An 11,987-nucleotide genomic window follows, 5' to 3' on the forward strand; every position below is an offset into this window, starting at 1 on the left:
GTGTTGGAGGGGCAATCATGGCAACAGCGGCAAAAATTCTTGGGCTATTAAGCTTGGTCGGCGGTGCGCTGTTGGCGCTTATGGGCTTTATCGAGATGAACCGCGGCGGTTCATTTGCGCTTACCGCAGGGTGCAGCGCCGTAGTCTCTGGCGTGTTTCTCTATTGCATCGGACAATTGGTCGAATACGCTGCAAGCATTAGCGAGTCACAAAAGCAGATCGCTGCTTCGCTCAGCGGGAAACAGCCAGTGGCTGGAAGTGCCCCTGCTCCGGTCTCGACAGCCCGCACGGCTAGGCCTGCGCAGATCTTTGCGGATAGGTAAAGCAGAGTGATCGAGAATCTTTTAGCGCTTCCTTGGCTCTCCCCTATAGGGATTCTCATCAATACCTTGGGAGTCTGCATGCTTGCGTTCGAATGGCGCACTTCGATGTATGACAGTTTAAATAGACTGGAAATTGAACAATCTGACTTGATTGCGAAGTCCGGTGGCTCGCCGAAATTCAATGGCTACACCGATATTTCTCCAAAGGCCAAAAAGCTGCTCGAGAACGTTGATCCCGACACCGTCACCGCCGAACAACTGGATTCGATATTGATTCTTGACAGTGTTCATCGGCTCAACCGGCGAATGTGGATTTTTAGGTTAGGCTTTTGCGCTGTCATTATCGGTGCAGCTCTACAGGTTATCGCAGCATGGCCACAATAAAAAAGCTTATTCTGAGAAACTTCAAGCGTTTCAAATCTCTGGAATTGGATTTCTCCAACGACATCAATGTCCTTATTGGCGGTAACGAGGCGGGGAAGAGTTCAGTACTGCAAGCAATAGATCTTGTCCTCAGCGCTAGTCGTAGCAAGATCGAGTCAGCAGGTTTGGAAAACCTGTTAAATGCGGAGACGATCGCCGCATTTATGCGCAGCGCTAGGCGCATCGAAGATTTACCGGAAATGTTGGTTGAGATTTATCTAGACGATATTCAAGGACGCTTCGATCTAGACGGTCGAAATAACACCTACGGTAGAGATCATATTGGCATTAAATTAACATGCAAGCCAATGGACGAATATACGAAAGATATCTCGACAATACTGTCTGATGCGCACGACAGTTTCCCATTTGAATATTATTCAATTCATTTTCAGACTTTTACCGACGAGGCAATTTTCCATTATAGGAAGCCTGTTCGACACCTCCTGATTGATAGCTCTCAAATCAATAACGAATATGCCACCCGCGAATACACCCGTGCGATGTATGCCGCACATGCATCGGCATCTGAGCGAAATCATCACAGCTTCGAGTATCGCAAATCCAAATCGAGATTCACAGAAAGCGTACTCAAGTCACTGAATGACACATTACCAAAATATCAATTTGATCTGCGCACAAGCCAAAAATCGAATGTAGAAACTGATATCATCCTTACCGAAGCTGATATTCCTGTTGATAGCAAGGGAAAGGGCCGTCAATGCTTCATAAAAACAGAATTTGCATTACGGAATGAAGGGCAAGGTCTCGATTTACTCCTACTGGAAGAGCCAGAAAACCATCTAAGCAATGTTCACATGCGCCAATTGATTGATCGCATACGGTCTTCAACAAAGAAGCAGTTAATCATTGCCACTCACAGCAGCTTCATTGCGACCCGATTGGATTTGCAAAACGTCATAATCCTCAGTGAGGAATACCCTTCCCGACCGGCAACGCTCAAGCACTTGAGCAATGAAACCGCAAAATTTTTTATGAAAGCGCCCGATAACAATGTCTTGGAACTAGCATTGTGTAAAAAAGCGATCCTCCTCGAGGGTGACGCCGAGTTCATTCTCATGGATGCTCTTTATAAGAATTGCACTGATGGGATCAGTCCTGATGAAGATGGCGTCCATATCATTTCAATCGATGGGACTAGCTTTAAGAGATACCTTGAGCTTGCCAAGATACTGGGAATAAAAGTTGCCGCTATTCGCGACAATGATAGCGACTTCCAAACAAACTGTGTAGCCAACTACGAAAATTACACAACGGAAAGCATAAATATTTTTGCAGACACTGATAACAATCGCTCGACATTCGAAGTCTGTATGTATCAAGACAATAGAGAGAAGTGCGAAACACTATTCTCCGAGGGCAGAAAGAAGCTAACAGTTCAGGATTTCATGCTGAAAAACAAAACAGACGCAGCGTTCCAATTGCTTTGCGCCCATGGTGCATCTCTAGCCGTTCCAGATTACATCCAAAAAGCAATAACATGGATAAGAGCGTAATTTTTGCGGTTGCCGGCGCCGGAAAGACTACACACCTCGTTTCAAGCTTGGATGAGGAGCGTCGCTTCTTAATTATAACTTACACTCAGGCGAACTATAACAACATTCGCACCAAAATAATAAATAGATTTGGGTACTTACCTGCGAACATAATAATTTTTACGTACTTCAGCTTTTTGCACGGATTCTGCTATAAACCGTTTTTAAGACAAAGAAAGAATACGCGAGGAATAATTTTTGATCTCCCTCCTATATTTCCTAGATACAGCTCTATCGATGATAGAAGATATATCACTAAAAATCGGTATCTTTATTCAAATCGCGTTGCAAAATTGCTTGAGAAAGAAAATCTGTACAAAGCAATAAACCATCGACTGGAACGATATTTCGACGTTTTGCTTGTTGATGAAGTTCAAGACTTTTCAGGTCATGACTTCAATTTTCTCTTGGCTATTAGTGAATCAGAATTGACTAGTGTTTTTGTTGGTGATTTTTATCAACATACTTTTGACACCAGCCGCGACGGCAACGTGAACTCTAATCTTCACCTAGACTTTGAAGCCTATCAACAACGATTTAGAAAAGCTAATTTTAACTTAGACAATTTCAGCCTGAAGTTTAGCAGAAGGTGCAGTAAGACCGTCTGTGATTTTATTACCGATCGAATAGGAATTTCGATCCAATCGTCAGGCCCAAAAGAAACAACAGTTAAATATTTGGACGACCAAAAAGCAGCGCATGAGATTTACCGAGATCCAAACATAGTAAAACTGTTCTTGAAAGAACACTACAAGTTTGGTTGCTTTTCAAATAACTGGGGTGGATCAAAAGGGATCGACAGTTACCAAGACGTATGCGTGGTACTCAATCCGAGCAATGTTAAAGCATGGGAAAGCGGCAGTTTTCTTAACATCAATCCCGAAACACGCAACAAACTATATGTCGCGTGCTCCAGGGCTAGGCGGGATCTTTTTTTCGTTCCTGAAAAACTGTTATCGACCTTTAAGACCACAAGTAAACGAACATAGGCTACTACCTCGGCACTTCAACAAGCTGAAATGATGCATCGGGGAAAAAGCCATCGCCGATTTCCAAGCTGTTCGGCATCATCCGCATATTCATGACGGGATTCTTGAAACGCACCGTAGAGCCGACGCCGATATATGAAGGCAGAAACGGCTCGATCTTCACCTGCAAACTCGTACTGACCGCAGTGGCGTCGGCTACAACGCGCGCGATGAAGTTGTAGTCGCCGATCGTAAAGCCTAGCAGGTCGCCTTCCGTCAAAATCAGTCCAGACACCACGCCGTTGAAAGTCAGCGAGTTGCCGTTGATCGCAGCCAGCGTCGCGGTGCCTGTGATTGCCGGATTATCGGCGTCGCCCCAATAGGCTTGCGGAATACAAGCGTCTTTCGGCGTGAAGTGGACCGTCACCTGACCGCCGCGGCAGCGATCTGAAAACGCCTCAAGCCGCTTTCGGTCGGCAGGGCTAAGCGAGATTATACTGGCGGTCCACGACCAATATGGATCGCCATTCTCGATGAACGCGACTGCCCGATCGCCGTATCGGGACGTTGAAACTGACCGATTGAGCTTGAGCGGGCTCGCCTGATAATTTAGGCCTTCGGGAAGCGTTTCGGCCATTTCAGAACTCCCCGACGGCCGGAGTGCATTCCCGCACCGGCAAGGGATCGGTAATAAACGCCTTCGTGGCCGTGCCTTCCATGACCCAAAACTGATTACCGGGATAGCGACGGGCCATGCGCTGTGCGAAGTCCTCCGCTTCCTCATGTGACAAGAACCCGACGATCGGCGTCTTTTCATCGTCCTGCAGTACGCGAATGTCGCCACCTTGTGCAGGTGCTGGCGTCACGAAATAAATGTTCATCTTTATCTCCAAAAAGAAAATGGACGGCCTTTGGGCCGTCCATGTTTAATTCAGCGCCGCAACATTCCGCGGCTATTGGCTTGTTTGACACCCTGCGAAACTGCATTCGCAAAATGAGGCGATCGCTGCCAGGCCATCATGCTCTTTGCGATCCCTTCCTGCACCATCGATGATACTTCGGCATTGCCGGTGGCACCATTGACCGTCACGTTAATGGTCGGTCCGCTCACCGAATTATCGGTGCGCGAGTTATCGACGCTGGAATTGCCCGACAGCTGGGCGACACTGGGGATGCTAGGAACAGGAATCGACGCCGACGAAATACGCGGCGCCGAAAAGCCAACTCCGCCACCATCGCGCAGTTCTGGCAACCGACCGGCGTTCATGGCTTCAAGTACTGGCAGCCACTTCTGCGTTGCTGCCGCGTTCATCATAAACTCGCCGTTGCTACCCCACAAAAGCACCTTATCGTCACGTGGTCCGCCAGGACCACGAATACGGCCGCCGCTATCATAGCCCGGTATCTGGCCGCCGTCTTTCAGCCCGATCAAACTGCCGATGCTGTTAAAGAAGCCGCCGAATGCTCCACCACTCATGCCGTTGGACGACGGCTTAAACAGAGCATCAAAACCGGCGTTCAGGAACAGTTCGGCCAACCTGTTGCCGATGTTCTTCAACGCGTCCGCCAGACTGTTTGCGCCAGTAATTGCACCGATCGTGCTGCTTTTGAATGACTCGTAAAAGTCGTTCGCGGCTTGCTCAGAACGTCGCTGCCGGTCTTCAACCAACTGCAAGGCAGCCGCTTCCCGTCCATAGGCCTCAGCAACTTGGTCGATCTGGGCCCGCTGATCCGCCGAAATTTTTATGTTCGACAAATCTTTCTGGCCTTTTTTGATCGCCTCGTCCTTGAGCTTCGCCAGCGCGGCCTGCTCGAGATCCATCGCTATGCGGCGCTTTTCCTGCTCGGCCGTGGACTTGCCGACCATCTCGGCCTCGAGGCGCAACGCTTCGGTGCGGTCCTTTACAGCTTGGATGTCGGAGTCGATCTTCTGGTCGGTGGACTTCTTAACGTCCTTCGGCTTTTTGCCTTCCTTGGATCGAGCTTTTTCGCCAGCCAGTTCGGCGTCAGCGATGCGCTTCACCATATCCTCGTCTGGCTTCGTCACACCTTCGGATTGAAGACGCTTGCGGACATCAGCCAGCTTAGTTTCGAGCTCAAGCTGGGACTTGGTCAAGCCAGCGCGGCGGGTGGCGTTTTTCTCGAAATCGGCAGCGGCTGCATTTTCTTTTTTCCGCTGAATGATGAAGGGATCGTTGGCGGAGCTTGTGGCTTTTGCTTCGTCAGGGACGCCTACCGGGTAGGCAGCGGCCATAGCCTTGCGGGCTTTCACGGCAGCGTCATACACTCCGCCCAAGGTGACAATGGCCTGCTCCATTGTAGAGAGAAAACCGGCAATGCTGGGGTTGGCGTTAGACAGGCTGTTGATGGCGGTAACCGCTTCACCGGCACCAGTTTTGGTTTCAAGGAGTTTATCGATTATTCCTTGAAGTTGCGCCTTCTGCTGATCGTCAATGAATTCCTGCTGGCGCAAGTTTTCCAGTTGATCGCGAAACTCCAGAACCCGCTGCTCGGCTTCCTGAATGCCGGGCATTTCGCCGACGCGCGTTGACATGGCCTGAAGGCCAGACATGCGGTCAATGGATTCCTGAACCCGTTCAGTAAGTTCAACGACCCCCTTACTGACGTAAGTGTTATTGATCGCATGAAGTCGCTCCTTCGCCTTATCTGCGGTAATTGCGAAGTTTTGGAAATCGCTGATGAGGTTTGCAATTTCACGTCGCGCAGATTTGTCTGCATCTGACATGCCAAGATTCTGCATGACATTCTTGAGCGGAGCCGTAGCATTCGCAGACAAAACATCCAGTTCGTCGCCCTGCCCAAGAAGGCTACCCCAACGTCCGCCACCATTCCGCAACCGCTCAAGCTCACTGGCGATATTCTTAAGCTTCCTCGCCTTCTCCGGATCGGCCAGATTATCCAGCGACTCAGCCGCCTTATCGATCCCATCCGCGGCCTTGGGCGCAACCAGCCCGAGCTTTTCCATCTCAGCGCGAAGAGAGTCTGAGTTTTTCTGCGCGGCCATGGCGCTGACGGTATAGTTACCAACGGCCAGCACAAGCGCACCACCGATAATAGCGCCAAGCGGGCCAGCTGCCGCTCCGAGACCGCCCATAGCCTGCACAAGGCCCATAGCGCCCTGCGCGGCCTTCGCCGCTTGATGGAACTTAACGAGAGCCGCTGTCGTGGTTCCAAGCGTCCGGATCATGCCGCCCAAAGACCGACCGACGAGCACACCGGCCAGAACCGCGGCCAGCTGCATGCCTGCATCCGCTACCTGGTCGAAATTCTGCGAAATCAGAATCAAGGCGCGCGATACGGTGGCCGAAATGCCGGTCATATCACCGGCCGTGCCAATATACTGGAGCATGGCATTATTAATGGCGGTCATGCCGTCGCCAATGGTCGCGTTCGTGGCGGCAAACTGTGCTTCAATCGTCTTTTGCGCGTTTATGATCGCTCTAAACACGCGATCAGACGTGAGCTTGCCTTCGGCGCCGAGATCTTTAAGTTTCGCAACCGTCACGCCGAATTCATCCGCGATAGCCTTGGCGACGATAGGCGCGTTTTCGCGCAGCGATCGCAGTTCATCACCCTGCAAAACGCCACTGCCGAGCGCCTGACCAAGCTGGAGAATACCAGCCGCCTGTTCCTGCGCAGACGCGCCGCCGGCCTTGAACGCTTTAGAAACGAGATTGGTCGCCAACGCAATTTCGTTCTCGGACTTGGCTACACCAGATGCCGAGCGCACCATGCGCGCGTAAAGATCGACGTAATCCTCGACGGACACGCGAGCGTCGTCCGCTCCAGAACGCAACTCCTTTAACGAGCGTGTCTGCATACCGGTGGCAGCGGTCGCTGCCTTCAACATGTTTTCGGCAGTCGTCCATTGGTCTGCGTACTTGCGGACTTCGTTCGTTCCGAGAACGGAACCAACCGCAGCCAGTCCTTTGTTTAAGCTGCTCCCGAATGACTGCTGAAATGTCGCGTCGAGCTGCCGGCGCAGCTTGATTGCGCCCTCCTCAATGCGGCGCATATCGGCATTGGCCCGGTCTGCTATTTTATTGAAGGCGCTGTCGGAACTCCTGCCCATAGAGTTCAGCATTTCTTCCATTCGCTTCTGCGCACGTCGCATCGATGCGACATCTGAGGAAATGGATAGAATAATATCGGTGTTTTCTTCGGCCACGCGGCTCTCCATAAAAAGAAAAAGCCCGCACTAGGCGGGCTTCTTGGGTTTTCCGTATTTCTTGAGCAGATCATCCATCTGCGCGTCGGTCGGTGGCTCTGCGTTTTTCTTCCCGCCTCGGGCTTCCGTGAAGCCATCAAGAGCGGCAAGGAACTCCGTCAGAGACGAGTTCCAGAATGTTTTCGGCGTCCATCTAAGGATTCCGAAAGCTGCCTGCTGCCACGCCAGCCAAGGGAAATCGGCAGCTACGCTTTTCCCTTGGCCTTTCCGTTTCCCGAGTCGCCCTGAAAATGGTGCGCTAGCGCAGCCTGAAATGCAGTGGAGAGCGAAGCGAAATGGCTTAAATTCAATCGCTCGATAGCCGCAGCTGCGTCGCCCTGCACCGTTAAGTGTCGAAGGCCGACAATTGCAGCGTTGATCTCGGCGTCCGACAGTCGTGCGAACAGCTCGTTCATTGACTTGCAGCCGAGCTCTTCAGAAACAGCCGCCAGTCCGCCCATGGTCGCCGCGAGGACGATTTCGACGCCACCGATAGTGACGCCGACTTCGCCGCGAGCTCCGTTAACCGGAAGCTCCATGTTATACCTCAGCTTCGAAAGTCAGCGGACCTGCTGCTTCGAAGGTAGCGCTGAAGTCCATATTGCCTTCCTGCTCGCCGGAGAATTCAAAGTCCGTCACGAACCACGGGCCTTCATATGAGCCAAGGCCAGGAACAATTACGATCGCGTTGAAAATCGCAGCGTCGTTCACCTTGCCGATGAAGTAGGCGGAATTCGCACCCGCCACGAACTTACCGGAGCCGGTAAATGTGCGCTGCTTGATACCAGGCACGCCAGTCTTCTGCGGCGTTGCACCGGGATTCTGACAATCTGGGATAGTGGTATCGACGGAGTTAGCCGACATATTGAACGAACGGGTCTGCAAGCCGCAGAGGTTCGTGAAAACTTCGGGAGTTTCACCATCGCCGATCTGAATGAGGAGAAGGCGACCGATTTGCTGTCCATCAGCCATTTTATGGCCTTTCAATAAAAAAGCCCGCCGAAATGGCGGGCTGCGGTTGAACTGATTGTTTGGGGAGGTGGGCTAGGCCAGACGTTCTGTCCTGGCGGTAAACTCGACGACACCATGGAGGTGGGCGTCATCCAGGTCTTTGAAGACTTGCGTTCGGGTGTGGTCCAAAGAAACGAGCCGATATGACGGCATCGTCAGGCTGGCTTCAGTGAGCGCACCTTCTACGGCCCTTGCGATCCGGCTGGCCTCCACACGGCTGCTACCAGCCGGTGCTTTTGTCCAGACGTGAATGGTCACGTAAATAAGCCGACCGGAAACGCAGGTTTTGTCGTCTCGATGATCATCAAAGTCACCGATCTCGACGTAAGGCGCAGTAGTGTCTGACGGCACGATGTCGTAAATCTTGGTACCGACGAGAGCTTGCAGGTCTGGCCATGCTTTCAAACGAGAAACAACAGCGCCCTGTAATTCCAAGCTTTCGCTATCGATCATTTTTGCATGGCCTCTCTGATCGCCTTATTCATAGCCGCACGAATGCGTCTGACGGCTTTCTTCCGCATGCCGCGCCAGACTGGGAAAACGTGCGGCATAGCGGGTGTAGCGGCGTGCGGCCCTTTGGCCTTGGTCATGACTGTGCCAGACTTGTACCGACGATCGACGCGAGCAGCGGTGCCAGCGCTTGCCTTCGTGCCGAATTCCAGAAAGCGCCAGATCCAGCTTCCGTAGACGCCGACAGCATTCGGGTCCGTCGATTTGCGGGCGCCGAAGACCTCTTTGCCTGGATTATCGCTTTGCTTGGCGGCGTGGATGCTATCTCTGTATTCGCCACCGCCATTGGCGCGAACTGGAGCGCGCGCCTTGATTGCTTCGGCAACTTCTTCAGCAACCTGCAACTGGGCTTCGGCCATCTTTTCGATCGCCTTCGGCGCGATCTGCTGAATCTTCTTCATCAGATCGGTGCGCTTAAGCTTCGCACGAACCACCATCAGGCGACCTCGTTTTCAATAACCAGCATTTCGAGAAAGCGGTTTGTTTCGTCGGGGTTGACGATGGTTTTAATGCCAAAAACGCGATTTGGGTTTTCGCCGGTCTTGCCTGCCCGAGCATCATAGGCGCGCCAGGAGGCTGTGACCTGTCTCGCTGCTGTGCTGCTGTAGATCGTCAAGTTATAGGGCTGTTTTGAAACCAGCCTTGATGCAACGAGGCTTTCAGCATTGCCGCCAAACTTCGGTTTCAAGCGTGCCGGTACGGTAAACTGGTCAACCCATTCTCCGCGGGTGCCGCCGAAACCATCATCAATCTCGACCCGTTTGGCAAAGGTAATGCGGGCGTTCAACTGGCCGATTGCATCAGCTCGATACTTCGTGTCGGCCATCATCGACCTCTTCGGTAATTGCAAAGCAGGCTGTCAAAAGCCGACCATTCGACCGTCGCACTGTTAGCCCGAACGAGGTAGGCATCGGCAATCCACAACAGCATGGCGTGACGAATAGATGCTGGAAGTGGATTGAAACCTGCATTCATGGTGACCGCTATACGAGCCCCGGGCCGAACAATCGGCCAACGGCTTCCATATGCCGAGGCAATCGACGGCTCGACACCATCGCTGTTCAAAACATATGCATCAGCGTTTACCGAGTTCTTCGATCCGTCGGGAGCGATATATTCGATCTTATCGACTTCTGATACCGGACCAACCGAGAGACGAGACATGTCGGAAAAAGCATCGCATGACGCTTCGATCTTTTGCCCCGCGACGACGATCCCGCAATACTTCTCAACAAAGTCAGATGCGGCCGTAATGAGCGATCGGATGTAAACGTCATCATCGTCGTGCATCACATTCAAATGGCGCTTTACATCCTCAAGCGCGATGACATCGCCCGTCGGACCTTGCGCGACCTTATACGGATGCCACATTCGATCGGCCTCGCTTCTCGCGCCTCTCCCCATTGGGAACGGATTTCACAGCACGTTCGACTTCGCCATCATCTGTAGCGGGAATAGCAAAACCAGCGTTGATGAGGCGGATCGCTTCGGCCTCGGCAAAGTCGGCGACGGCGCCAGGTTCGAGCGTGTAGGTCGGCCCTGACAGACTGGTCGTAATAGTAATTTTCATGAGCGTCCCCAAAAAGGAACGGGGCGGATAAACCGCCCCGAAGATTGATTAGCCGCCAGCTGCAGCGTTTACGAGATGCTTGACCGCAGCGGTATCGCCGAGCTCACCGTCAAAGCGGATGATGCCGGCAATGCCGAGATCCGGCCAGAAGCGCTCGCGAAGAACGCCAATCACCGGAGAACCGACCTTTCGGACAAAGTACTTGCCGAAGTCACCGAACACGATTGGCTTGTTGCCCGCGCCGATGCCAGCCATTGCCTGGTTGATGCTGTATCGATAGCCAAGCAGGGTGCCGGGCTCGCCCTTCGTGATGTCACCCATCGACCAGATGTAACGACCTTCGTTATCCTTGATCTTACGGACAGAACCAAGGGTAAGATCGTTGAACATCCAACGCGTTTTCGGGCTCTGGCGATAAGCTGGGTCGACCGAATGCAGCAGGTCGATCAGTTCGTCAGAAGTGATCGCCGCCGAGGCAGCCGTTTCCTTGCCAAGCGAAGAGGCGGTGACGAGACCGTTCGGGCTGTCGGTGCCGGTGCCGATGGTCAGCTGCTTGTTTGCAATACGACCAAGGCGCTCGCCCAGAAGCTGGCCAAGCAGGGCTTCAACGCTGAAAATTGAATCCTGTGCAAGTTCCATGGAGAACTTGACGAACTCAGTGTCGTAAACGAACGCGTCAAGATTCTTCTGACCGAACGTCACGTCCTTGCCGCCATCGTCGGTCAATGGCGTTCCTTCGGTATGCTTTTCGGCTTCAACTCCGGTATCATCAACGGTCGGAATGTTGATACGATTACCAGCGGAAGTAACGATCTCGGTCGCGATGTCCTCATCGTACATCGGGCCCCAAGCCTTCATAGACTTGACGATCTCGTTGGCGAGCTCGACCGGTACGGTGTAACCGCCAGCGGCGTTGGTCGCCGTTACCTGGGTACGGGTCTCGGCGGCGGGCTGAACGCCGCGCTTTAGAACGGTACGCTCTTCTGCCGACAATTCGCCGATATCGGCATTGTTGGCGAGAAATTTATAGAACACGGAACGATATTCGATTTCGTCGCCGACATCGCTACCGCGACCTTCGGAATCGGAAATCGGGCGCTGTCGTGCTCGCTCATCTGCTGCGCGCGCTTCAATTTCAGCGAGCGTCTTCTCGCGCTTGATAAGATTTTCGATCTTATCAAATTCCGTCATGATGCGATCATGGCGTTCGTTCAGTTCATTGGATCGCGCTTCGTCGGTGTTCGACTTGATTTCGTCGAGGGCTTCGCGAGCCTGCGTGACCAGACGGCCGCGCTGCTCGTGCAGTTCGGTAAGAGACATTAGATTTTCCTTGAAGATAACGGTTTTGCTCTGGCCTGCTATGCAGACCCTCCGGCATGCCGGGTAATGGTCACGACA

General features: G+C 52.6%; 16 protein-coding genes. 4 read left to right on the top strand and 12 right to left on the bottom strand.

Translation table 11 applies throughout. The features are described 5' to 3' along the window. Positions 1-17 precede the first annotated feature (17 nt). The 4 genes from F9K78_RS04065 to F9K78_RS04080 are packed head-to-tail and all read left to right on the top strand — an operon-like array spanning position 18 to position 3,291. Positions 18-323: a hypothetical protein gene (locus tag F9K78_RS04065; protein WP_151682062.1), complete on the top strand. Its 306-nt coding sequence runs from the start codon at positions 18-20 to the stop codon at positions 321-323. Positions 324-329: 6 nt separating this feature from the next. Beyond that, positions 330-707 carry a hypothetical protein gene (locus F9K78_RS04070; RefSeq protein WP_151682063.1) on the top strand — a complete coding sequence of 126 codons (378 nt, stop codon included), beginning with the start codon at positions 330-332 and terminating at the stop codon, positions 705-707. Further along, positions 695-2,263, top strand: a complete 1,569-nt coding sequence (locus tag F9K78_RS04075; protein WP_151682064.1) for an ATP-dependent nuclease — start codon at positions 695-697, stop codon at positions 2,261-2,263. The genes F9K78_RS04070 and F9K78_RS04075 overlap by 13 nt, the downstream gene beginning before the upstream one ends. Beyond that, positions 2,248-3,291, top strand: a complete 1,044-nt coding sequence (locus F9K78_RS04080) for an AAA family ATPase (protein WP_151682065.1) — start codon at positions 2,248-2,250, stop codon at positions 3,289-3,291. The genes F9K78_RS04075 and F9K78_RS04080 overlap by 16 nt, the downstream gene beginning before the upstream one ends. A 4-nt stretch (positions 3,292-3,295) precedes the next feature. Here the strand turns inward: F9K78_RS04080 and F9K78_RS04085 are convergent, their stop codons facing one another. The 12 genes from F9K78_RS04085 to F9K78_RS04140 form a co-directional block, all read right to left on the bottom strand. Continuing rightward, positions 3,296-3,907, bottom strand: a complete 612-nt coding sequence (locus F9K78_RS04085) for a hypothetical protein (protein WP_151682066.1) — start codon at positions 3,905-3,907, stop codon at positions 3,296-3,298. A gap of 1 nt (position 3,908) precedes the next feature. Next, positions 3,909-4,151, bottom strand: a complete 243-nt coding sequence (locus F9K78_RS04090; protein WP_151682067.1) for a hypothetical protein — start codon at positions 4,149-4,151, stop codon at positions 3,909-3,911. A gap of 50 nt (positions 4,152-4,201) precedes the next feature. Beyond that, a complete protein-coding gene (locus F9K78_RS04095) occupies positions 4,202-7,459 on the bottom strand; it encodes a tape measure protein (RefSeq protein WP_167518105.1) in 3,258 nt (1,085 codons plus the stop codon). A 30-nt stretch (positions 7,460-7,489) separates the two neighbouring features. After that, positions 7,490-7,810 carry a phage tail assembly chaperone gene (locus F9K78_RS22305; protein WP_151682092.1) on the bottom strand — a complete coding sequence of 107 codons (321 nt, stop codon included), beginning with the start codon at positions 7,808-7,810 and terminating at the stop codon, positions 7,490-7,492. Continuing rightward, entirely contained in the window at positions 7,705-8,037 is a 333-nt protein-coding gene (locus F9K78_RS04105) for a hypothetical protein (RefSeq protein WP_151682069.1), read from the bottom strand. The genes F9K78_RS22305 and F9K78_RS04105 overlap by 106 nt, the downstream gene beginning before the upstream one ends. A gap of 1 nt (position 8,038) precedes the next feature. Continuing rightward, positions 8,039-8,470, bottom strand: a complete 432-nt coding sequence (locus tag F9K78_RS04110) for a phage major tail protein, TP901-1 family (protein WP_151682070.1) — start codon at positions 8,468-8,470, stop codon at positions 8,039-8,041. Positions 8,471-8,542: 72 nt separating this feature from the next. Then, positions 8,543-8,962, bottom strand: a complete 420-nt coding sequence (locus F9K78_RS04115) for a DUF3168 domain-containing protein (RefSeq protein WP_151682071.1) — start codon at positions 8,960-8,962, stop codon at positions 8,543-8,545. Beyond that, positions 8,959-9,456 (bottom strand): HK97-gp10 family putative phage morphogenesis protein, encoded by a 498-nt coding sequence (locus F9K78_RS04120; RefSeq protein ID WP_151682072.1) that lies wholly within the window; start codon positions 9,454-9,456, stop codon positions 8,959-8,961. Before F9K78_RS04120 ends, F9K78_RS04115 begins: the two co-directional genes overlap by 4 nt. After that, positions 9,456-9,845 (bottom strand): head-tail adaptor protein, encoded by a 390-nt coding sequence (locus tag F9K78_RS04125; protein ID WP_167518106.1) that lies wholly within the window; start codon positions 9,843-9,845, stop codon positions 9,456-9,458. Before F9K78_RS04125 ends, F9K78_RS04120 begins: the two co-directional genes overlap by 1 nt. Beyond that, on the bottom strand, positions 9,845-10,390 hold the full coding sequence (locus F9K78_RS04130; RefSeq protein ID WP_151682074.1) for a head-tail connector protein: 546 nt from the start codon (positions 10,388-10,390) through the stop codon (positions 9,845-9,847). Before F9K78_RS04130 ends, F9K78_RS04125 begins: the two co-directional genes overlap by 1 nt. Continuing rightward, entirely contained in the window at positions 10,374-10,589 is a 216-nt protein-coding gene (locus F9K78_RS04135; protein ID WP_109367601.1) for a hypothetical protein, read from the bottom strand. The genes F9K78_RS04130 and F9K78_RS04135 overlap by 17 nt, the downstream gene beginning before the upstream one ends. Before the next feature lie 48 nt (positions 10,590-10,637). After that, complete coding sequence (locus tag F9K78_RS04140) at positions 10,638-11,909, bottom strand: phage major capsid protein (RefSeq protein ID WP_151682075.1); 1,272 nt, start codon at positions 11,907-11,909, stop codon at positions 10,638-10,640. Between the last annotated feature and the right edge of the window lie 78 nt (positions 11,910-11,987).

Origin of the sequence: Brucella pseudintermedia (assembly GCF_008932435.1) — a bacterium.
Lineage (GTDB): Bacteria > Pseudomonadota > Alphaproteobacteria > Rhizobiales > Rhizobiaceae > Brucella > Brucella pseudintermedia.